At 34.4% G+C, this 22,371-nt stretch carries 17 protein-coding genes; 11 read left to right on the top strand and 6 right to left on the bottom strand.

Annotation, left to right across the window (positions count from 1 at the left end; translation table 11 throughout):
* From MTP08_RS06015 to MTP08_RS06035, 5 genes are all read right to left on the bottom strand, one after another.
* The gene (locus MTP08_RS06015; RefSeq protein WP_209390332.1) at window positions 1–468 is read right to left on the bottom strand and encodes a pyrophosphohydrolase domain-containing protein; all 468 of its coding nucleotides are present in this window, start codon (window positions 466–468) and stop codon (window positions 1–3) included.
* A gap of 117 nt (window positions 469–585) precedes the next feature.
* Entirely contained in the window at window positions 586–1,779 is a 1,194-nt protein-coding gene (locus MTP08_RS06020) for a pyridoxal phosphate-dependent aminotransferase (RefSeq protein WP_243577499.1), read from the bottom strand.
* Window positions 1,780–2,003: 224 nt separating this feature from the next.
* Window positions 2,004–3,458: an LptF/LptG family permease gene (locus MTP08_RS06025; protein ID WP_243577500.1), complete on the bottom strand. Its 1,455-nt coding sequence runs from the start codon at window positions 3,456–3,458 to the stop codon at window positions 2,004–2,006.
* A 67-nt stretch (window positions 3,459–3,525) separates the two neighbouring features.
* Entirely contained in the window at window positions 3,526–4,173 is a 648-nt protein-coding gene (locus MTP08_RS06030) for a LolA family protein (protein ID WP_209390329.1), read from the bottom strand.
* 54 nt (window positions 4,174–4,227) lie between these two features.
* Complete coding sequence (locus MTP08_RS06035) at window positions 4,228–6,753, bottom strand: FtsK/SpoIIIE family DNA translocase (RefSeq protein ID WP_243577502.1); 2,526 nt, start codon at window positions 6,751–6,753, stop codon at window positions 4,228–4,230.
* 248 nt (window positions 6,754–7,001) lie between these two features.
* On the opposite strand from MTP08_RS06035, the gene ccsA reads away from it, so the two are divergent.
* The 3 genes from ccsA to MTP08_RS06050 all read left to right on the top strand — a co-directional run bounded on the left by ccsA (window position 7,002) and on the right by MTP08_RS06050 (window position 11,602).
* Window positions 7,002–10,328, top strand: coding sequence for a cytochrome c biogenesis protein (gene ccsA / locus MTP08_RS06040; protein WP_243577504.1), 3,327 nt, complete (start codon window positions 7,002–7,004; stop codon window positions 10,326–10,328).
* Between the two features lie 143 nt (window positions 10,329–10,471).
* Window positions 10,472–11,350, top strand: coding sequence for an SPFH domain-containing protein (locus tag MTP08_RS06045; RefSeq protein WP_209390809.1), 879 nt, complete (start codon window positions 10,472–10,474; stop codon window positions 11,348–11,350).
* A gap of 63 nt (window positions 11,351–11,413) precedes the next feature.
* Entirely contained in the window at window positions 11,414–11,602 is a 189-nt protein-coding gene (locus tag MTP08_RS06050; RefSeq protein ID WP_209390810.1) for an Arc family DNA binding domain-containing protein, read from the top strand.
* Between the two features lie 82 nt (window positions 11,603–11,684).
* Here MTP08_RS06050 and MTP08_RS06055 read toward each other — a convergent pair whose 3' ends face one another.
* Entirely contained in the window at window positions 11,685–11,885 is a 201-nt protein-coding gene (locus MTP08_RS06055; protein ID WP_243577506.1) for a hypothetical protein, read from the bottom strand.
* A 135-nt stretch (window positions 11,886–12,020) separates the two neighbouring features.
* On the opposite strand from MTP08_RS06055, the gene amaB reads away from it, so the two are divergent.
* From amaB to MTP08_RS06095, 8 genes are all read left to right on the top strand, one after another.
* Window positions 12,021–13,571, top strand: a complete 1,551-nt coding sequence (gene amaB / locus MTP08_RS06060) for an L-piperidine-6-carboxylate dehydrogenase (protein WP_243577508.1) — start codon at window positions 12,021–12,023, stop codon at window positions 13,569–13,571.
* Window positions 13,572–13,673: 102 nt separating this feature from the next.
* Window positions 13,674–14,999, top strand: a complete 1,326-nt coding sequence (gene lat / locus MTP08_RS06065; protein ID WP_243577509.1) for an L-lysine 6-transaminase — start codon at window positions 13,674–13,676, stop codon at window positions 14,997–14,999.
* Window positions 15,000–15,062: 63 nt separating this feature from the next.
* Window positions 15,063–15,290 (top strand): DUF2007 domain-containing protein, encoded by a 228-nt coding sequence (locus MTP08_RS06070; RefSeq protein ID WP_209390814.1) that lies wholly within the window; start codon window positions 15,063–15,065, stop codon window positions 15,288–15,290.
* A gap of 153 nt (window positions 15,291–15,443) precedes the next feature.
* On the top strand, window positions 15,444–15,962 hold the full coding sequence (locus tag MTP08_RS06075; protein WP_243577510.1) for a GNAT family N-acetyltransferase: 519 nt from the start codon (window positions 15,444–15,446) through the stop codon (window positions 15,960–15,962).
* A gap of 113 nt (window positions 15,963–16,075) precedes the next feature.
* Window positions 16,076–16,531 (top strand): transcriptional regulator, encoded by a 456-nt coding sequence (locus MTP08_RS06080; RefSeq protein WP_243577511.1) that lies wholly within the window; start codon window positions 16,076–16,078, stop codon window positions 16,529–16,531.
* 1 nt (window position 16,532) lies between these two features.
* A complete protein-coding gene (locus MTP08_RS06085) occupies window positions 16,533–17,717 on the top strand; it encodes an efflux RND transporter periplasmic adaptor subunit (protein ID WP_243577512.1) in 1,185 nt (394 codons plus the stop codon).
* Between the two features lies 1 nt (window position 17,718).
* Complete coding sequence (locus MTP08_RS06090) at window positions 17,719–20,865, top strand: efflux RND transporter permease subunit (RefSeq protein ID WP_243577513.1); 3,147 nt, start codon at window positions 17,719–17,721, stop codon at window positions 20,863–20,865.
* 19 nt (window positions 20,866–20,884) lie between these two features.
* Window positions 20,885–22,300: an efflux transporter outer membrane subunit gene (locus tag MTP08_RS06095; RefSeq protein ID WP_243577514.1), complete on the top strand. Its 1,416-nt coding sequence runs from the start codon at window positions 20,885–20,887 to the stop codon at window positions 22,298–22,300.
* The last annotated feature ends 71 nt before the right edge of the window (window positions 22,301–22,371 follow it).

Here is a 22,371-nt window from a genome sequence, read left to right on the forward strand (position 1 = left end):
TTAGTTTTCTATTATTGATTTTAAATCTGCCGGAGAATAATATTTGTTTTTCAAAACCTTATGATCGGATTTTCGGTAAACATTGAATTTTTCTCCAGATTTTTCATAAAAAGATTCTACACCTTTTTCTTTATAAAATTCTACAGTTTCCTGTGCCTGTTCTTCTGTATCACAAGCTTTAGACATATTAGAACGCTGAACTTCGTTGAAGAGTTCTACAAATTTATTGCCAAGACCGAACTCTAGAACAGCTCCGCTTAATACATATTGCAAATCGCACAGTGCATCTGCAATTTCTACGATGTTATGGTCTTCAATTGCCTGTTTTAATTCGTTTAGTTCTTCCTGAAGAAGATCAACTCTCAGATTGCATCTTTCTTTGGAAGGAATTTGTGGAGTATCTAAAATTGGGGCTTTAAAAGTGGTGTGGAATTCTGCTACTTGGTTCAGGCTGTCAATTGTATCCATGAAATATATTTAATTTTAAGCAAAGATAAAAAAATGAAAACAGATATAAGTTTTGTAACCATTACTGTTCTTAAAAAACTGAAAAAAAGCTGCCAAAAAATGACAGCTTAATAATAATTATGCGAAAGGCAAAAGGAGTTCTTTAATACGCTTCATTGCTTCTTTTAAATCTTCTTCTGAAGCTGCATAAGAAAATCTTATGCATTCCGGACTTCCGAAAGAAACGCCTCCAACACAACCAACATGTGCATTTTCTAAAATAAACATGGCGAAATCATCTGCATTTTTTATTTCGTTTCCGTTAAGGTTTTTTCCGATGTAAAAAGAAATATCCGGAAAGAAATAGAATGCCGCTTTTGGTAAAAGAACCTTGAAACCAGGGATTTCTTTAATTAAATCATACATTAAATCTCTACGCTTTTTAAAAGCATCAATCATATAATGATATTCTTTAGGATCTGTTTTTAAGGCTGTTATAGAGGCTCTTTGGGCTACTGTATTGGCTCCGCTTGTCATTTGTCCCTGAATTTTTTCGCATGCTTTTGCAAGCCATTCCGGACAGGCAGAATACCCAATTCTCCAACCCGTCATGGCAAAAGCTTTAGACATTCCGTTGATGACTGCAGTTTGCTCATAAATTTCCGGAAACTGTGCAATAGATGTTGTTTTTGTTTCGTAGTTGATGTACTCGTATATTTCATCAGAAATAACTGTTACCTGAGGATATTTAGCAATAACTTTTGCCAGCGATTTAAGTTCATCATACGTATAATATCCACCTGAAGGATTGCATGGCGAACTGAAAAGTACTGCTTTTGTTTTTTCATTTATAGCTTCGTCTAGTTGCTCTGCTGTAATTTTAAAATCAGTTACGTACGATGTTGGAAGCATTACGGATGTTCCGCCCATCATTTTTACCATTTCATCATAGCTTACCCAAAAAGGAGTTGGTAAAATTACCTCGTCTCCATCGTTGATGATGGATGCCAAAACATTAATAATTGCCTGTTTTGCTCCATTGGATACACAAATTTGTGTAGGCTTATAATCTAAATTATTATCTCTTTTTAATTTTTCGGTAATAGCCTGTCGAAGTTCAAGAAAACCGGGAACAGGAGAGTAGTGGCTGTAATTTTCATTAATTGCATCAAAAGCTGCCTGTTTAATATTATCGGGAACATCGAAATCTGGTTCGCCTAATGTTAAACTTATTACGTCTATTCCGCTGGCTTTCATTTTTCTAGCCTTATTAGACATTACAAAAGTCTGAGAATATCCTAACCTTTTTACTCTGTCTGAAAGTTGATCCATATATAGTTTGTCTTTTTAACAAATATATAAAACTTAGTTTGAAGTGAATAAAATGATTACAATGTAATTTATATAGAACAAGAAAAGTGCTTTTTTATCACTAATAAAGGCATTTTTTATTTGTGCTTAATCTTTAAAACTACATCAGATTTCTGAATTTTTTTATGATTTTATTGCATCATTAATCTTCAAATAAAAAGCCGATTCTGAGAACCGGCTTTGTGTTATTGATATCTTTTATGCTCTTTATCTTTTACGAAAAATTTAGTAATGGGTTTAAACAATGCCTTATATTTTTCAGAATCGAAAAGCTGAGAATCTGTAAGTGCTTTGTAAGTCATTAAAACACCAAATGGAAACAGAATAATATTGGGAAGCCATGCTGCAAGATAAGGATTCATTTTTCCTGCCCATGCTAAATTTTCGAAACCTACATTTATGATGTAAAATATGATAAATATAATGATGGCGATAATTACCGGAACTCCCATTCCTCCTTTTCTGATGATAGAACCCAAGCTGGAACCAATCATGAAGAAAATAATACAGGTAAAAGAGTAGGTAAGCATTCTCTGCTGATACAATATTACTTTGCTGAAATATTTCTTGCTGGGATCAATTTCACTATCTTTTGTGTCGAGATTATTTTTAAAGTTTTCAAGTCTGGAGTAAGCGTTGGTAAGTGCCTGAATTTTATTGTCTTTTTTTAAAGTATCTAATTTATACTGCTGTTTTGTTGGTGCTTTGGTTTTACCCTGATCCATATAAGTAACCACCGAGTTTAGCTGGCTCAGCATTTCGTTACCTATCGTTTCATTAGTTACTTTATTGAGTTTTTTTGTATTATCAATCGTTGTAAATAATTCTCTAAAAGTCTGGAATCTATAATCTTCTGTAATATTTTCCTTTTCAATTGCTTTATCTATTAATTCGCTAATATCGAAATGGGTAATAAGAGTGTCGAATTTTGTTCCCTGATCGGGTTGTTTAAGGCGTACAGCATCAGATTTTCCGGCATAAGAGTCCTCAATTACATAGCCGTTATATAATATAAGCTGCATGTATTTTCTGTTTTTGGCGTTGGCAAATTTTCCTTTTTCGGCAACAATGGTTTGCTGATCGTCAAAATTACCTGCTTTTTTATGAATAAAAATTCCTTCCAAATCTCTGCCTTCTTCTCCTTTAATTTTGTCAAATTTTACCATGTATCCCGGAAGCTGATCGATAAACTGACCCGGAGTGAAATTTAACGCTGGTTTTGCTTGAGCAATATTAAAAAGCATATTTTTTGCTTTTCTCTGAAAATCCGGAATGATATTATTAGAAAAAACATAAAGCAGAATAGCAAGTCCTACAGAAACTCCGAAAAGAGGTGCCATAATTCGGGTAAGAGAAATTCCTGCAGCTTTCATTGCGGCAAGTTCATATCTTTCTCCCAACTCGCCAAACGACATAATACTCGCCAAAAGAATTGTGAGCGGAAGTACCATACTTACCACATTCACGCCTAAGTAGAAGAGAAGTTTTACAATCTGAAATGTTGTAAGACCTTTTCCCATAAACTGCCCAAGCTGAATCCAAATAATATTTACAATAAATATAAAAAACAGAACGCTGAATATGAAAAAAAACGGACCAAAAAAGGTCTTGATGATATATCGGTCTAATATTTTTAACATGCGCCAAAATTAATGAAAAAGCCACAAAGTTTTCTTTGTGACTTTAAATTTTAATATTTATTTAGAACTATAATTCTGTAACCAGAAAATTTTTGAATTTATTTTTATCAAAAACAAACATATTGGGATCTAACTGCTGGTTTTCTTTGTAGTCTTTAATAGAAATTATGGAGATGTCTTTATTGTTTCCATACTGTTCCAGTTTTAGCATTTGCTTTTTAGCAGAATCTACATAAAGATAAATGTAATTCAGTCCGTTTGCTTTTACTGGGGTTAATTTAATGAGATCAGCATTTACACCATCTACGTTCTTTTTTCCACTGTACGAAACATTATAATCTTTTCTGTAAGAAGTAAGATAATTAATTGGGGAGAACATTGCACTGCTTTCATTAGGTTTTGCAACGGTAACCTCCTTATCTTCAGTATTGATGTTGTAAATTTTATTACCATCGAAGATTTGCTCGGTTTCCATTATTTTAAGTTTATACTTATTGCCTGCAGAATAGTAAATTCCGGGCTCGGTTTTAGAAACTGTTCCGTTTACTCCGCTTCCAAAAGCAAATTTAAAATATGAATTTTTCTTAGAATTATAATTTGCGGTAATATCATCCAGTATTTTTTTTGCTTTTGCATCAATTTTTTGAGCCTGCACAAATCCTATACTTCCTACTACAAAAGTTCCTAAAACTATTTTTGAAATTACTTTTTTCATTTTATATCTAATTTTTCTATCCTTTAGACTTGTCAAAACACTTTTGGTTAAATTTTAGCCTCGCAAATCTTCCAAAAACTGTTCCAAAGAATGAAGATCGCTAATGAGAACTTCTCTGGCTTTGGCTCCGTTAAAACCTCCTACAATACCGCTTGCTTCAAGCTGATCCATAATTCTTCCCGCTCTGTTATAGCCTAACTTCAGCTGTCTTTGGAGCATAGAAGTAGAACCCTGCTGTGTAGAAACAATAATTCTTGCAGCATCTTCAAAAAGGGCATCTTTTTCGTTTGGATCGAAAGCTCCCACTGTACTTGTTGCGTCTTCAGAAACATATTCGGGAAGTAAAAATGCAGAAGCATATCCTTTCTGTTCACCAATAAATTCTGCCAATCTTTCAACTTCTGGAGTATCTACAAATGCACATTGAAGTCTTAAAATTTCATTTCCGTTAAAGTAAAGCATATCTCCTTTACCAATCAGCTGATCTGCTCCGGGAGAATCTAAAATGGTTCTCGAATCTACACTAGAAATAACTCTGAATGCAGCTCTTGCCGGGAAATTGGCTTTAATCATACCCGTAATTACGTTCACCGACGGTCTTTGTGTTGCAACAATTAAATGTATCCCAACGGCTCTTGCCAACTGTGCCAATCTTGCAATAGGAAGTTCTACTTCTTTACCGGCAGTCATAATTAAATCTGCAAATTCGTCTACTACCAAAACAATGTAAGGTAAATAACGGTGTCCATTTTCTGGATTTAATTTTCTTTCGCTGAATTTCTTGTTGTACTCTTTTAAATTTTTACAGAAAGCGTTTTTAAGAAGATCATATCTCTGATCCATTTCAACACACAGAGAGTTCAGCGTGTTGATAACTTTGTTGGTATCTGTAATAATAGCTTCTTCAGCATCCGGAAGTTTTGCTAAATAATGTCTTTCAATTTTAGAATATAAAGAAAGTTCTACCTTTTTAGGATCTACCATTACAAACTTCAGCTCGCTTGGGTGTTTTTTGTAGAGTAACGAGGTGAGAATTGCATTAATTCCGACCGATTTTCCCTGTCCGGTAGCACCTGCCATTAAAAGGTGAGGCATTTTAGACAAATCTGCCATAAATACTTCATTAGAAATGGTTTTTCCGAATACTACAGGAAGATCCATATCTGTATTTTGGAATTTCTGAGAAGCAATTACCGATCTCATGGAAACCATAGTAGGATTTTTTCTAGGAACTTCAATACCAATTGTTCCTTTTCCCGGCATCGGTGCAATAATTCTGATTCCCAAGGCGGAAAGATTTAAAGCAATATCATCCTGAAGTTTTTTTATCGAAGCAACTCTGATTCCTGCCTCCGGAACAATTTCGTATAATGTAACAGTTGGCCCTATCGTAGCTTTAATTTCTGCAATTCCTACATTAAAGTTTTTAAGAAGACCTACAATTTTGTTTTTGTTTTCTTCTAATTCTTCTTTGTTAATAGAGATTTCTTCATTGCCATAGTCTTTAAGCAAATCTATGGTAGGCATTTGAAATTTAGCCAACTCTAATCGGTGATCATATAGTCCATGTTTTTCTACCAATTCCTGAGATTGTCTGTCTGTATCATCAATAATATCAACAACGGGGGCAACTTCTACATTAAACTTTATATCTTCATTTGCAGGCGAAGAAAAAGTGTTTTTAACATCGAAAGCGTCTTCCGGAGTTACAGCAGGAATATTTTTCGGAGTTTCAAGGCTTAGATTAACTGAAGATATTGTAGGTTTTACCTCTTCTTCAAAAGATGTTTTATTCGGAGTGACGATGGTTTCAATATCGGCTTCAGGTTTTGATTCTTTAAAAGGAGATTCCTTTTTGGAATTGTTCTGATTGATGCTTCCCGAATTGTCGGTTACTTTTATATTTAAAGCTTCATTGCTGTTAATTTCTTCTTCAAGTTCCTGGTCTGCTTCGAAATTCTCGTCAGAATTAGGCATCATAGATTTTACTCTTCCGATTGTATTGTCGTTTAACTCGCTTAATTTAGCTTTAACAGAGCTTGGTCTCAGATTAAATTCAAGAATGAAATACAAAGCAATACTTACTACCAAAACTACCCAAAGACCTACTGTTCCGATAATGGCAGAAAGAGAATCCATAATTTGATATCCGTAAACACCGCTTAAAACTCCTTGTCCTTTGGTAATGGCTCCAAAAAGAATCGGAAGCCAACAAATGAAGAAGAGAGAATGTCCGAAAGTCATCCACGGCTTGAATATTTTCTTTTTCAAGATCATTGTTCCGAAAACCACAAACAGAAATGCGATAATAAAAGAAGCAATTCCTATGCTTTCAAAAATAAATATATTTCCTAACCAATCTCCGAGTTTTCCGAAAAGATTAGATGATTGTATGGTTTTGTCGAGCATGGTTCCTGCCTGGCTTTGGTCTGCCTTCCAATTCATAAGATAAGAGATGAAAGATAGGGTAAGAACACCTGCAAAAACAATAAAAGTTAACCCGAAAAATATACGTGGTTTGGATAATATTTTACCTGATTCTGATGTGGGAGCTGTCTGTTTTGATGATTTCTTTTCCATAATGTACGTACGGCAAATTTAATCTTTTTTTTAGATTTTAATAATCTTTTAATGGAAAAGAGATTTGTTTTTATATCCCTATTTTTTGCTATGAATTGTGTAGAAAGATTGAGATAAAATAACATGAATTTTATTTATTTAGAATTGTTTTAAATAAATAAAAACCACTTTTGGCTGATAAAAAACAGCTTTTTTTAGAGCTCTTTCGGTTTATCATCCTTATTTTTGCAAGTCAAGTAAAAAATCTCATGAAGAAACTCCAGGATATAATTATCTCAACCAGAACAATGGCTGTTCTGTTGCTGGTTTATGCGTTTTCTATGGCTTATGCTACATTTTTAGAAAACGATTACGGTACGCCAACTGCAAAAGCATTAATCTATGAAGCAAAATGGTTCGAACTTATTATGCTTCTGCTTATCATTAACTTTGTAGGTAACATTGGCAGATACAGGTTATGGAAAAGAGACAAATGGCCTGTTTTGGTTTTTCACCTTGCATTTATTCTCATTTTTGTTGGTGGTGCAATTACCCGATACATTAGTTTTGAAGGGCAAATGACCATTAGAGAAGGGCAAACCAGCAACGAAATTGTTACCGATAAGAACTTTTTCAAAATTAAGATTGAAGAAAAGGGTGACGCACTCGATTATCAGGATGTACCTTATTTAATGTCTCCGCTTCATAAAGATTTTAATGCTACGTATGATTTTCATGATAAAAAAATCAAGGTTAAAACATTAGATTATGTTCAAAGAAAAAAAGACAGCCTTGTAGCAGATGCCAATGCGCCAGAATATCTTCATTTGGTTTCTACAGCGGAAATGGGAAGACAGAATATCTTCATTAAATCCGGAGAAACAAAATCTATAAACGGAACGCTGGTTACTTTTAACCGTTCTATAGACGGAGCAGTAGAATTTAAGCAGGAAAACGGACAACTGATGATAAAAACTCCTGTTGATGCCAATTATATGACGATGGCAACTCAGGCGACAGGAACTACCAAAAAAGATGAATTTCAGCCTTTGGTTTTGAGAAGTTTATACAACATTAATGAACTTAAATTGGTAGTACCGGAAGGTTTAAAAAGAGGTAAACTAATTGCTGTAGAAGGTGATAGAAAAAAAGATCAGAATGTTCCGGATGCGATGACCATTGAGATTGAAGGTCCTAAAACCAAACAAATCGTAGAACTTTCTGTTGAAAAAGGAAATCCAAACGCCTTTAAGCAGGTTACCATGGATGGTTTGAATATTATGGTTGGATTTGGACCGAAAGTTTATAATACACCATTTGCCATAAAATTAGATGATTTCGTGATGGAAACTTATCCCGGAAGTTCTTCTCCAAGTGCTTATGAAAGTCACGTTAAAATTATAGACGAAGGCAAGCAAATTCCTTATAAAATCTACATGAATCACGTTTTAGACTATAAAGGATACCGTTTCTTTCAGGCTAGTTTTACTCCGGACAGAATGGGAACATTGTTATCTGTAAATCACGATTATTGGGGAACTTTAATTTCTTACATAGGATATACATTGTTATTCGGAGGAATGTTTTTTATGTTCTTTTGGAAAGGAACTCACTTTTGGAAACTCAATAAAATGCTGAAAGACATCAATAAAAAGAAAACTGCTGCAATTCTTCTTCTTTTGTTAAGTTTTGGTTTAAATGCCCAAAAAATTGAAACCCACGGAAAAACAGACGGAAGCAGAGAGCACGTACATTTAACGGAAGATGAGCACAATCATGCCGCAGAAGTATCGCAGCCACAGCAAAATTCTCTTGCGGCACCTTTAACGAAAATGAGAATGATTTCTCCTGACGAAATTATTGCTCAAAATAAAATCAGCCAGGAGCATGCAGATAAATTTGGATACCTTTTGGTACAGAATATTGAAGGGAGAATTGTACCGATTAATACTGAAGCTTTAGATGTTTTAAGAAAGCTTTATCAGAGAGATAACTTTAAAGGTTCAGATGGTAAATATTTAACAGCGGAACAATGGTTTATTTCTGTAAATACAGATACTCCAAGCTGGACAATGGTTCCATTGATTAAAATTGATGCTAAAGGTGGAAAGGATCTTTTGAAAAAGACTAAAGCTAATGAAGATGGATATACTTCTTTAATGAACCTTTTCCCTGCAGATAAAAACGGTAATCTTGCCTATATTTTGGAGTCTGATTATAACACAGCGTTTCGAAAAAAACCGGCAGAACAATCTGAATATGACAAGCAGGTTATTAAAATAAACGAAAAAGTACAGATTTTCAATGGATTTTTCAGCGGGCAGTTTCTGAGAATTGTTCCTGTGAAAAATGATCCCAATCACCGATGGAATTCTTGGTTAGATGCTAATATGGAACCGGATTTGGAATCTCAAAAAGTGATGGGACCTTATTTTGCTGAAGTTATTCAGGCTCAGAAATCCGGAAACTGGAGCAAAGCAGATATTGAGCTTAAAAAGCTTTCGGATTATCAGCAGAAATGGGGGAAAGCTGTAGTGCCTTCTCAATCGAAAATTGATTTGGAAGTTTTTATGAATAAAACCGACATCAATTTTAAGCTTCTAATTTTTTATACGTTAGTAGGAGGTTTACTGTTAATTCTTGGTTTTGTTGAATTGTTCAAACCTAATAAAATTCTTAATACAATAATCAGAGTTCTTATTTATATAGGAATTATTGGCTATATATTCCATTTCTTGGGTCTGATAGGGAGATGGTATATTTCTGGTCACGCACCTTGGAGTAATGGTTACGAAGCAATTATTTTTATTTCCTGGGTTGGGATTACAGCAGGTTTGCTTTTCTATTTCGGATTTGGTAAAAATAAAAATACATCTGCAGACGCACAATCGGCTCAGTTGCCTAAAAAATTATTCGGAACTAAAAACAATGCTAACGCATTAATTCCTGCAGCAGGGTATATGGTTGCGGTAATTATGATGGGATTTGCGCATGGAGCATCTTCATTAGATCCACAGATTACTCCTTTGGTACCGGTTTTAAAATCTTACTGGCTTATTGTACACGTAGCAATTATTATTTCAAGTTATGGTTTTTTCTCATTATCCATGATTATTGCAGTAATTTCTCTGGTGTTCTATATTATTGCAGATAAAAAATTATTCAAACTTCATAACGATACTACCTTAAAAGAATTGGCTATCGTTTCGGAAATGTCTACAACAATTGGTCTTTTTGCATTAACAGTAGGAACCTTTTTGGGAGGAATTTGGGCAAATGAATCTTGGGGAAGATACTGGAGTTGGGATCCCAAAGAAACTTGGGCATTTATCTCGGTAATGATTTATGCTTTCGTTTTACACATGAGATTGGTTCCGGGATTGAGAAGCAGATGGGCATTTCATGTAGCGACCATGTTCTCTTTCTGTTCTATGCTAATGACGTATGTTGGAGTTAATTATTACTTAACAGGATTACACTCTTATGCAGCGGGAGATCCTGTTCCGATTCCGGCTTGGGTGTATATTGGTTTTTCTACGATGCTTATTTTGGCTATTGCTTCTTACTTTAAGTTTGTAGCTTTAAAGAAGAAATAAAATAAAATTTAAATATTTTAAAATTCCTGAAAATTTATTTTCAGGAATTTTTTTTGTTCTATTAGTTTGATTTTAAATTCAATACTCAAAAATTATATATATCTTTATGATATCAAAATAATATCATTTTAAAAATTATAATTATGGAAAAAGTTTTAAAGCCTATGTCTGGCTATTTAGCACTTGTCATCAGTTTATTACTGCTTGCTTTTTGTGTTTACCTATTTATTATCGGCGTAGACGACAGAATTGATAATAACATTACTTATCTTATACTGTCTTTTGTCTGCCTATTTGTTACCTTTTTCTTTATGAAAGGTTTAATGATTATTCAGCCAAATCACTCCAGAGTACTGAATTTTTTCGGAAAATATGTAGGAACAGTAAAGGAAAACGGATTGTTTTTTATTAATCCATTATATTCTTCTCAGAAAATGTCTTTGCGTTCAGAAAATTTGCAGGGACAGACATTAAAGGTAAATGATAAAATGGGAAATCCAATAGAAATTGCCGTAGTTATGGTCTGGAAAGTGGGAGATACCTACAAAGCAGCTTTTGATGTGGAAAAATATGCAGATTTTGTAAAAATGCAGAGCGAAGCAGCAGTCCGTCATTTGGCAATGAGTTTCCCATACGATAATCTGGAAGACGATCATGCTCCGATCACTTTAAGAGAAGGTGGAGATAAAATTAATTCTATTTTAGAGCAGGAACTTACCGACAGACTTTCTAAGGCTGGAATTGTTATTCAGGAAGCAAGAATTTCCCACTTAGCGTATGCATCTGAAATTGCAGGAGCCATGCTTCAAAGACAACAGGCAACAGCGATTGTTGCTGCAAGAACAAAAATTGTTGAAGGAGCAGTAGGAATGGTAGATTTAGCTTTGAAAAAACTTTCTGAAGAAAATATTGTTGAATTGGACGATGAAAGAAAAGCAGCAATGGTGAGTAATCTAATGGTGGTTTTGTGTGGAGAAAAAGCTGCAACTCCGGTTCTTAATGCAGGAACTTTGTATAACTAAGGCAGATTATTTCACTACATTTTGTATTGAAAATATATCAAAGCAAGAAGAAAACAAAAGAAAATGAAATCAGAAAAAGCTCAGAACTCTTCAGAAAATAAATCTAAAAAATCTTTCGTAATAAGAATTGATGATTCTACCTATAAACTTCTGGAAAAATGGGCAAATGACGAATTCAGAAGCGTGAATGGACAAATTGAGTTTCTTCTCAATCAATCTCTTATCAATTCCGGAAGGAAAAAGAAAGAATAATCAACAGTAAAATTAACTTTTTATCCAAATAAAGAAAAGCTGAGAAATTTCTCAGCTTTTTGCGTTCAATATTTCAATTGAATTAATCAAATATCCCCGTTATGTAACCTGCAATAATGCTCCACGCATTTTTTCCCAGAAAATAGATAAGCGTAGAAGAAATAATTCCTTTTACTGTAAAAAATATAATTCCGCCAATTCCAAATTTCTTTACCAACCTTTTCCATCGTGAGCCTTTTTTTTCTTCAAGAGCGGGTTCGTCTATCGTCTTCTTATTTTCCATTTCTGAAATTCAAATGATTACCTTACAAAGATAAGCATGTTTATAATTAGTCCAAATAAAATGAATGCAAAAAAAATAAAATTTTTAGGTTGACAATATTTTTTTATCTTAGGCAAAACGAAAAGTTAAAATTGTATGTCAAAAAAAACCAAAGATTTTGGAATTGAAAAATCACTAAAAAATTTAGGAATTAAAGATGACAATAAAGGAACTTCTACCGGAGGAAAATTCTTTGCATCAGGAAAATCTATAGAGAGTTATTCTCCGGCAGACGGTAAGCTCATTGCCAAGGTAAAACTTTCGGGAGAGAAAGATTACGACAAAGTAGTAGAAACCGCACAAAAAGCATTTTTAGAATTCAGAACTATTCCTGCTCCAAAAAGAGGAGAAATTGTAAGACAGTTAGGTCTTAAACTGAGAGAATATAAAGATGATCTTGGTAAATTGGTTTCTTATGAAATGGGAAAATCTTTACAGGAAGGTTTGGGAGAAGTGCAGGAAATGATTGATATCTGCGATTTTGCAGTAGGTCTTTCCAGACAGCTTCACGGTTATACCATGCATTCTGAAAGACCAGGACACAGAATGTACGAGCAATATCATCCTTTGGGAATTGTAGGTATTATAACAGCATTTAATTTTCCGGTTGCGGTTTGGGCGTGGAATACCGCTTTGGCGTGGATCTGCGGAAATGTTACCATCTGGAAACCATCAGAAAAAACACCTCTTTGTGCAGTCGCTTGTCAGAATATTATGAGCGAAGTTCTTAAAGATAATAATCTTTCTGAAGGAATATCAAGTGTTTTGGTTGCCGATCACGAAATAGGACAAAAATTGGTAGATGATAAACGTGTTGCCTTAATTTCGTTTACAGGATCTACAAAAGTAGGAAGAAAAGTTTCTTCTAAAGTGGCTGAAAGATTCGGGAAATCTATCCTTGAACTTGGTGGAAACAATGCAATTATCATTTCTAAGGATGCAGATCTGGATATGTCTATTATCGGAGCAGTTTTCGGAGCGGTAGGAACAGCAGGACAGAGATGTACATCTACAAGAAGATTAATAATTCATGATAGTGTTTACGATGAAGTGAAAAACAGATTGGTAAAAGCTTACGGACAACTGAAAATAGGAAATCCTCTTGATGAAAGCAATCACGTTGGACCGCTTATTGATACCGATGCCGTAAAACAGTACGAAAATTCTATTGAAAAATGTAAAGCCGAAGGCGGAAATTTTGTAGTTGAAGGCGGAGTTTTATCAGGAAAAGGCTACGAGTCTGGCTGTTATGTTAAACCATGCATTGCGGAGGTTAAAAATTCTTATGAAATCGTACAACACGAAACTTTTGCTCCTATTTTATATCTCATTAAATATTCTTCATTGGATGAAGCAATTGCAATTCAGAATGATGTGCCGCAAGGTTTATCTTCTGCAATCATGACGCAAAATCTAAGAGAAGCAGAATTATTCCTTTCGCATGCAGGCTCAGATTGCGGAATTGCAAACGTAAATATTGGTACATCGGGTGCAGAAATCGGTGGTGCTTTTGGTGGTGAAAAAGAAACCGGAGGCGGTAGAGAATCTGGTTCGGATGTCTGGAAATATTATATGAGAAGACAAACAAATACCATCAATTACACAACCAATCTTCCTTTGGCACAGGGAATTAAATTTGATTTGTAAAAACATGTAAATCAGAAAAATAAAGATTTTGAAAAATGACTGAATGTTAATTTTCAGTATTATTTCTAAATTTATTCATTTCATCAAACTTCAATCACAATTATGGACAATACACTAGAAATTCATACAAATAAAATAAAAGAAACCGTAGGAAAACACGTTTTAGCAGACGGGTTCGATTTCGTGATGGATATTGAAAACTCGCAAGGATCTTGGATTCACGATTCTATTTCCGGGAAAAATTATCTGGATATGTTTTCGATGTTCGGTTCTGCGTCTATTGGCTACAATCATCCTTACTTGCTCGAAAAATCGGAATGGTTGGGGAAAATGGCAGTTAATAAGCCAACTTTGGCAGATGTTTATCCTAAAGAATATGCAGATTTTCTGGAAGTTTTCGAAAGGGTAGTTTTACCAAAAGAATTGCAGCTTGCATTTTTTATTGAAGGTGGAGCTTTAGCGGTTGAAAATGCAATGAAAGCGTGTTTCGACTGGAAAACAAGAAAAAACTTCGAAAAAGGCATTGATTTGGAAGCCGGAATTTGTATTCATTTCAGACAGGCATTTCATGGAAGAAGTGGTTATACTTTAAGCTTAACAAATACTTCAGATCCTAGAAAATATCAGTATTTCCCAATGTTTGAATGGCCTAGAATCCTTAATCCTAAATTAACTTTTCCTATTACGGAAGAAAACCTTGAGGAAACCATTAAAAACGAAAATTTAGCTCTTATTCAGATTACCGAAGCTATTCTTTCTCACCCTAATCAGGTGGCATGTATTATTATTGAACCAATTCAGGCTGAAGGCGGCGATAATCATTTCAGAGATGAATTTTTCCAGGGATTAAGAAATATTTGTGATGAGCATGAAGTCCTTTTAATTTTCGATGAAGTTCAGACCGGAATAGGAATTACGGGCAAAATGTGGGCATTCGAACATTTGAGTGTAAAGCCGGATATTATTTCTTTTGGTAAAAAAACGCAGGTTTGTGGCGTTTTAGCCAACAGAGAAAAGTTTGATGAAGTTCCGGATAATGTTTTTAGAGAAAGTTCCAGAATAAATTCAACATTTGGTGGAAATTTTATCGATATGCTCCGATTTCAGCTTGTAATGGAAGTAATAGAAAAAGAAAACCTTTTAGAAAATGTTCAGATTGTTGGCGATTACCTTTTGGACGGACTGAAAAATCTTGCACAGAAATATCCTGAAAAACTTTCTAACGCACGTGGAAAAGGCTTAATGTGTGCCATAGATTTGCCTTCGGGTGAGCAAAGAGACAGGTTACGAAATGTGCTGTACGAAGACCAATTAATTCTTTTAGCTTGTGGAGATCAGTCAGTTAGATTCAGACCACATCTTAATGTAACCAAAGAGGAAATTCAGATTGCTTTAGATAAAATTGAAAATAATATTAATAAAATTTAAAACTTCTCAATTTGGAATTTTAAAAAAAACTTTCTATATTTAGATACTCAAAATGTAAAGAATATGGATACAAATACGAGAGTGTCGGTTTTTGAAAGCGACAAACCTGCTGAAATTCAACTTATTAAATCTAAGTTAGATGATGCACAAATAGCCACCGATGTAGAAAATAATTATCTAACTTTTACAACTACTCCTACGGCAACTTCGCTGAAAGTGATGGTAAATCTTAAAGATGAAAAAAAAGCTTTTGAGATTATTGATGCCTATCTTCAGCAAAATGAAAATTAATTTAATTAAAAACAATTTCATAATTTTAAATTTTACTACTTCAGAAACCGAAAGTTATATCAGCTTTCGGTTTTTTTTGTAAAGGAAGGATGTAGTGCCTTTGGCATTAATTGTGTTGATACCATTTTTTTTAAGACTTCAATAAATTATTTCATGACCGATAATAATGTAATTACCTTTAGAAAAGCCAATTCTCAGGATATTGATGATATTTGGAAAATAATTCAGCAGGCAATAGAAAGAAGAAAAAAAGACGGAAGTACCCAATGGCAGAATGGTTATCCCAACAGACAGACCATTGAAAGAGATGTTGAAAAAGATTTTGCTTATGTTTTATTGGTAGACCATCAAATAGCGGTATATAGTGCCCTTATCATTAATGATGAACCTGCATACAGTAAAATTGACGGGAAATGGCTCAGTGAGGGAGATTTTATAGTTGTGCACAGGGTCGCGGTAGATAATAATTTTGCCGGAAAAGGTTTAGTTAAGATCTTATTTGAAAAGATTGAAGAATTTGCAGTTTCTCAAAAAATCAACAGTATTAAAGTAGATACCAATTATGATAATATGGCTATGCTAAAGATTTTAGAATCTAAAGGATATACCTATTGTGGAGAAGTTATGCTTGCTGATGGAATGAGAAAAGCTTTTGAGAAATTAATTATTTAAAAAACCTTCAAATAGTATTATTGATTGTGAAATAAAGAATTATTTATAAACTCTATTAAGTTTGTTCGTTTTGTTCCGAACTAATTAATATTTTTGAACCCAAATTCAAACTGATGAAGCAAACTTTAGAGGTAGATGAAAAAATTTTTCAGGATGCCGTGAGATTTTACGGAAATATTTTTAATCTTCCACCATTAGCATCAAAGATTTATTCTTATCTAATTTTCGATTTTAATAAAGTCGGAATTACTTTTGATGAGTTTGTAGAAGTTTTTTCGGCAAGTAAAAGTTCTGTTTCTACGAGTATTTGTCTGCTTCTTAATATACAGCTGATTGTTGATCTTAATAAAATAGACGAAAGAAAAAGATATTTTTTTGCCAATGATGATTATAAAAAAATAAGATTCGAAAAAATTGTTCAGAAAATGAAAGATGAGCTTAAACTGATGGATGAGCTCAAAAAATTCAGAAAAATAGACCATAACGAAGTGGATGAAAAAAATGAAGCCTACAAAGAACTATTAAATAAAAGTATAATTAATATTCAGGAATCTCTTAATAAACTATAATATGAAAAATAAACTTATTTTATTTTCTGCCGGAGCAGTAATGCTTACCGCGTGTAAAAAAGAAGCTCCAAAACAAGATGGTCCAAAACCATTTCCGGTAGTGTCTGTAGAAAATAAAAATATTGTGGGATACGATACTTATCCTGCAACTATTGAAGGGAGAATAAACAATGATGTAAGAGCTAAAATTCAGGGATATATTACTCAGGTTTTGGTGGATGAAGGTCAGTTTGTTACCAAAGGACAACCTTTATTCAGACTGGAAACCAATACTCTTAATGAAACCGCAGCCGCATCCAAAGCAGGAATTACTGCGGCAGAATCTAATATCGCAGCCGCTCAGGCTCAGGTAAATGCTGCAATGGTTGAAGTGAATAAGCTTAAACCATTGGTTCAGAAAAATATCATCAGTAATGTGCAGCTTCAGACAGCTCAGGCAAATCTGGTTCGTGCACAGGCTGGTTTACAGCAGGCTGCTGCGGCAAAAAAACAAGCGGTTGCCACTTATAAAGGTGTTGAAGCCAATATCGACTATTCTGTGATTCGTGCTCCAATTTCAGGAGTTATCGGGAAACTGCCATTAAAAGTGGGAAGTCTGGTTGGGCCAACAGATCAGACTCCGCTTACAACGATTTCAGATACCTCAGAAATATTTGCCTATTTTTCTATGAACGAAAAATCTTATTTCGACTTTTTAGAAAAATCAAAAGGGGCAAATGTTCCAGAAAAAATTAAAAATCTTCCTATGGTAGAGCTACAGCTGGCTAATGGAAGTATTTATCCTGAAAAAGGTAGAATTGAAGCGATTACAGGATCTATAGATCAAACCACAGGAACTATTCAGTTTAGAGTTGTATTCAAAAATTCACAAAAGCTTTTAAGCAACGGAAACAGCGGTACTATTAGATTTCCAAAATATTTTGATAATGTTTTGGTTGTTCCCGAGAGTGCTACTTACGAACAGCAGGGAATTGTTTATGTATATAAAGTAGATAAAGATACTGCTAAAAATGTAGTAGTGGATGTAATCGACCGAATTGATAATATGGCACTTCTAAAATCCGGGGTTAAAAAAGGTGAGAAAATTATTGCTGCAGGAACGGGGAATATAAAACCCGGAACAGCTGTAATTCCTAAACCTATAAGTATGGATAGTCTTGTTCAATCTGTAAAACCGAAATTTTAATATGATAAAAAAGTTTATTAACAGACCGGTTTTATCCACTGTAATTTCCATTCTCATCGTTATTTTGGGAGTTTTGGGGCTTACTTCACTTCCTGTTACTCAATATCCGGACATTGCACCGCCAACGGTAAGTGTAAGAGCCAATTATACTGGTGCGAATGCCGAAACTGTAATGAAAAGTGTTGTCGTTCCTTTAGAAGAACAAATTAATGGAGTGGAAGGGATGGATTACATTACTTCAACTGCTGGTAATGATGGTTCTGCACAAATTCAGGTGTTTTTTAAGCAGGGAATAGATCCCGATATTGCTGCGGTAAATGTTCAGAACCGTGTATCGAGAGCAAGTCCTCTATTGCCAAGTGAAGTTACGCGTTCTGGTGTTGTAACACAGAAACAGCAGACCAGTGCATTAATGTATCTTTCTTTCTATTCTGAAAATAAAAATATTGATGATGTTTATCTTCAGAACTTTCTGAATATTAATGTTATTCCGAATCTTCAGAGAATTAATGGAGTAGGAGAAGCTAATGTTTTTGGTGGAAAAAACTATTCAATGAGAGTTTGGCTGGATCCTGCAAAGTTAGCAGCTTACGGAATTACGCCTACAGATGTTACTACTGCTATCAACGAGCAGAGTAGAGAAGCTGCAGCAGGTTCTTTGGGACAAAACAGCGGAAGTGCTTTTGAATATATCATTAAATATGTTGGTAAATTCAGCGATAAGGAACAATATGATAATATTATTGTAAAAGCTTTACCAGACGGACAGAATTTAATGCTGAAAGATGTTGCAAAGGTAGAATTGGGCGGACTTTCCTATTCAGGTGTTGGTGAAAACGGAAATAATCCATCCATCAGTATGGGGATATTTCAAACTCCGGGATCTAACGCTCAGGAAATTATCGAAAAAATTAAAGCTCAGCTTAAAGCCAATGAAAGCACTTATCCCGAAGGTGTAAAATATACCTTTAACTTCGATACCAACGAATTTTTGGATGCCTCCATCGAAAAAGTTATTCACACCTTAATAGAAGCGTTTATCCTTGTATTTATTGTGGTGTATATATTCTTGCAGGATTTCCGATCCACATTAATTCCTGCGATAGCAGTTCCGGTATCTATTGTGGGAACATTTTTCTTTCTGAATTTATTTGGATATTCATTAAACCTCTTAACGTTATTTGCATTGGTATTGGCAATCGGTATTGTGGTGGATGATGCGATTGTTGTTGTAGAAGCTGTTCATGCCAAAATGGAAAACGGAATTTCGAATGCTAAAAAAGCAACTATCGAAGCAATGGATGAGATTACCGGAGCAATTATATCAATTACACTGGTTATGGCAGCGGTATTTATTCCGGTTACTTTCATTACGGGTCCAACTGGTGTTTTTTACCAACAGTTTGGTATTACGTTAATTATTGCTATTGTAATTTCAGCGATTAATGCATTAACATTAAGTCCGGTTTTGTGTTCATTATTTTTAAAGCCTCATGATGCTCATCACGAAGATTATAAAAATAAAAATTTCATTCAGAAGTTCTTTTATAAGTTTAATATCGCTTTTAGAACGATAACTGAACGTTATGCTAAAGGATTTACTTTTCTCATTAAGCATAAATGGGTTACTCTAATCATTTTTGCAATTACTGGGGGAATTATCTTCTGGACAAGTTCAACCATGAAAAAAGGTTTCGTTCCTACAGAAGACCGCGGAATTATCTTTACAGATGTTCAGCTTCCACCGGGAGCGTCGATGGAAAGAACCTATAATGTCTTGAAAACTCTTCAGGCAAGTGCATTAAAGATTCCGGGAATTCAGAATGTAACAATCTCTACAGGACGAGGATTATTGTCTGGAAACGGAAGTAATAACGGTCTTGCCTTTGTTAAACTAAAACCTTTTAATGACAGAAAAGGAGAAGGTTTATCTTCAGAAGAAATTACTAAAAAACTTTTTGGATTGGTAGGGAAAGTTCCGGATGCCAAAGTGGTGTTTTTTCAACCGCCGAGTGTTCCGGGATTTGGTAACAGTGCCGGTTTTGAAATGGTTTTGCTTGATAAAGCAGGCGGAGATTTTTCTGAACTCGATCAAAAAACCAATGAACTGATTGGTAACTTGATGAAAAGACCAGAAATAGAATTTGCACAAACTTCATTTAATACAAAATATCCGCAATATCAAATGGAGATTAATGTTCCTTTAGCCAAACAAAAAGGGATTTCTGTGAATTCTATTTTAGAAACAATGCAGGGTTATATTGGAGGAATTTACAGTGCAGATTTTACCAAATACGGAAAACAGTTTAGAGTAATGGTTCAGGCATTGCCCGAAAACAGAGAAAACGCCGAAAGCTTGAATCAGTTGTATGTAAAAACAAATCAAGGTGCAATGGCACCAATTTCTCAGTTTGTAACTCTTAAAAAAACGTATGGACCACAGTCTGTAGGCAGATACAACTTATTTACTTCTGTTAAGATTACAGGAGCTAACGCTGCAGGATACAGTTCCGGAGATGCAATTGCAGCAGTGCAGCAGGTTGCCGGAGAAACGCTGGATCAGAACTATTCGGTTGAATTTACTGGTTTATCCCGAGAAGAACTTGCTTCCGGATCTCAAACTGTACTTATTTTTGCATTGAGTTTGGTATTTGTTTACTTTATTTTGGCTGCACAGTACGAAAGTTATATTCTTCCTTTAACGGTTGTAATTTCGTTACCTTTAGGCGTAATGGGAGCATATTTTGGACAGAAAATAATGGGCTTGGAAAACAATATTTACTTTCAGATTGCATTAATTATGTTGGTGGGATTATTGGCAAAAAATGCCATTTTAATTGTTGAATTTGCTGTGCAGAGAAGACATCATGGCGAAAGTATTGTAACTTCTGCTATTAATGCTTCTAAAGCGAGATTGAGACCTATTTTAATGACTTCTTTGGCTTTCATTTTCGGATTGCTTCCATTGGTTTTAGCAAGCGGAATTGGAGCTGTTGGAAACAGATCTATTGCAACCGGAGCCGCTATTGGTTTGTTAATAGGAACTATTTTAGGCGTATTTGTAATTCCTGTTTTGTATGTTATTTTCCAGACTCTTCAGGAAAAAATAAAACCTATAAAACAAGAAGACATCAATCTAGCTGAATAAAAATCTTGAAGATTTAAAAATGAAAAATTTATCTATAATCATAAAAGGAACTGCTTTTTCTGTTTTAACATTGGCTGTATTGTCATCGTGTATGGTAAGGAAAGAATACGAAAGGCCACAAAATGCGGTTGACGAAAAACTTTACCGAACCGATATGCTTCCAAAAGATAGTATGAGCATCGGGAACGTTTCCTGGAAGGAAATTTTTACGGATCCTGTTCTTCAAAAGCATATAGACAGAGCTTTAGAAAATAATCTCGATGTAAGAATTGCTGTACAGAATATTATTTCTGCAGAAGCTTATCTTAAACAGGCAAAAGCTGCATACGAACCCACTGTATCTGTTGGACCGAACTATACTTTTCAGACCCAGTCTATCAACACACAGTTTGGGCAAATTATTGGTGAAAGAAGATATGTAAACCAATTCGATATCACTGCTAGTATCGGTTGGGAAGCAGATATTTGGGGTAAACTGAAATCTCAGCAAAAGGCTCAGCTTGCAACTTATCTCGGGACTTTAGCTGCTCATAAAGCTGTAAAAAGTGATTTGGTTGCTTCGATTGCTTCGGCATATTTTCAGCTGTTAACGTTTGATGATCAAAAAAAAATCATTCAGAAAACCATAAAATTACGTGAAGATAATTTAGAGACTACAAAAGCTTTAAAAGATGCTGGTGTTCTTACAGAAGTTGCCGTTCAGCAAAGTCAGGCTTTGGTTTATAACGCTAAATCTTTGCTTATTGATATTGATACCCAAATTTCTTTATTAGAAAATACTGTAAGCTTATTAATTGGAATTCCTTCTCAGAAAATAGAAAGAACGACTTTAGAATCTCAGAAAATACCAAATACTTTGGCGGTTGGTTTCCCGGTTAATTTACTTTCTAACCGTCCCGATGTGATGAGAGCAGAATTTAATCTGATGAATGCATTTGAGCTTACAAATGTTGCCAGAGCACAATTTTATCCTACTTTGAGATTAACAGGAAGTGGAGGTGTGCAGTCGGTAGATATCGATCATTTATTCAGCGTAAATTCATTGTTTGCGAATGTTGTTACAGGTTTGGCACAACCGGTATTAAACAGAAGACAGATAAAAACCAATTATGAAGTGAGTTTAGCCAATAAAGAAACAGCTTATCTTAATTTCAGAAAAACTATTTTGAATGCAGGAAAAGAAGTTTCGGATGCTATTAAAGTTTTTTCTGTACAGGATTCTTTTATTGATCTGAAGAAAAAAGAACTCCAATCGTATCAAAAATCTGTTGATTTCTCTCAGGAGCTTGTTAACTACGGTATGGCAAATTACCTTGAAGTTCTGAATGCGAGTGTAAATTCTTTAAATGCAGAACTCAATATTTCTAATGCTGAATACAATAAAATGAGAGCAGCAGTAAAATTGTATCAAGCTTTAGGAGGTGGCTGGAAGTAAAATAGTTAGTTATTGATATATTTAATCTTGTTAAAACGTGTATCGTTCGTTCGGTGCACGTTTTTCTTATA

Source organism: Chryseobacterium oryzae (assembly GCF_022811665.1).
In the GTDB taxonomy this organism is placed as follows: Bacteria; Bacteroidota; Bacteroidia; order Flavobacteriales; family Weeksellaceae; genus Chryseobacterium; species Chryseobacterium oryzae.

Excerpts from the sequence above, each read along its gene's own strand:
- MTP08_RS06035 (WP_243577502.1), bottom strand. The coding sequence starts at position 6,753 with ATGGAAAAGAAATCATCAAAACAGACAGCTCCCACATCAGAATCAGGT.
- MTP08_RS06020 (WP_243577499.1), bottom strand. The coding sequence starts at position 1,779 with ATGGATCAACTTTCAGACAGAGTAAAAAGGTTAGGATATTCTCAGACT.
- MTP08_RS06095 (WP_243577514.1), top strand. The coding sequence starts at position 20,885 with ATGAAAAATTTATCTATAATCATAAAAGGAACTGCTTTTTCTGTTTTA.
- MTP08_RS06070 (WP_209390814.1), top strand. The coding sequence starts at position 15,063 with ATGGATACAAATACGAGAGTGTCGGTTTTTGAAAGCGACAAACCTGCT.
- MTP08_RS06085 (WP_243577512.1), top strand. The coding sequence starts at position 16,533 with ATGAAAAATAAACTTATTTTATTTTCTGCCGGAGCAGTAATGCTTACC.
- ccsA (WP_243577504.1), top strand. The coding sequence starts at position 7,002 with ATGAAGAAACTCCAGGATATAATTATCTCAACCAGAACAATGGCTGTT.
- MTP08_RS06025 (WP_243577500.1), bottom strand. The coding sequence starts at position 3,458 with ATGTTAAAAATATTAGACCGATATATCATCAAGACCTTTTTTGGTCCG.
- lat (WP_243577509.1), top strand. The coding sequence starts at position 13,674 with ATGGACAATACACTAGAAATTCATACAAATAAAATAAAAGAAACCGTA.
- MTP08_RS06015 (WP_209390332.1), bottom strand. The coding sequence starts at position 468 with ATGGATACAATTGACAGCCTGAACCAAGTAGCAGAATTCCACACCACT.
- MTP08_RS06090 (WP_243577513.1), top strand. The coding sequence starts at position 17,719 with ATGATAAAAAAGTTTATTAACAGACCGGTTTTATCCACTGTAATTTCC.
- MTP08_RS06045 (WP_209390809.1), top strand. The coding sequence starts at position 10,472 with ATGGAAAAAGTTTTAAAGCCTATGTCTGGCTATTTAGCACTTGTCATC.
- MTP08_RS06055 (WP_243577506.1), bottom strand. The coding sequence starts at position 11,885 with ATGGAAAATAAGAAGACGATAGACGAACCCGCTCTTGAAGAAAAAAAA.
- MTP08_RS06080 (WP_243577511.1), top strand. The coding sequence starts at position 16,076 with ATGAAGCAAACTTTAGAGGTAGATGAAAAAATTTTTCAGGATGCCGTG.
- MTP08_RS06050 (WP_209390810.1), top strand. The coding sequence starts at position 11,414 with ATGAAATCAGAAAAAGCTCAGAACTCTTCAGAAAATAAATCTAAAAAA.
- MTP08_RS06075 (WP_243577510.1), top strand. The coding sequence starts at position 15,444 with ATGACCGATAATAATGTAATTACCTTTAGAAAAGCCAATTCTCAGGAT.
- amaB (WP_243577508.1), top strand. The coding sequence starts at position 12,021 with ATGTCAAAAAAAACCAAAGATTTTGGAATTGAAAAATCACTAAAAAAT.
- MTP08_RS06030 (WP_209390329.1), bottom strand. The coding sequence starts at position 4,173 with ATGAAAAAAGTAATTTCAAAAATAGTTTTAGGAACTTTTGTAGTAGGA.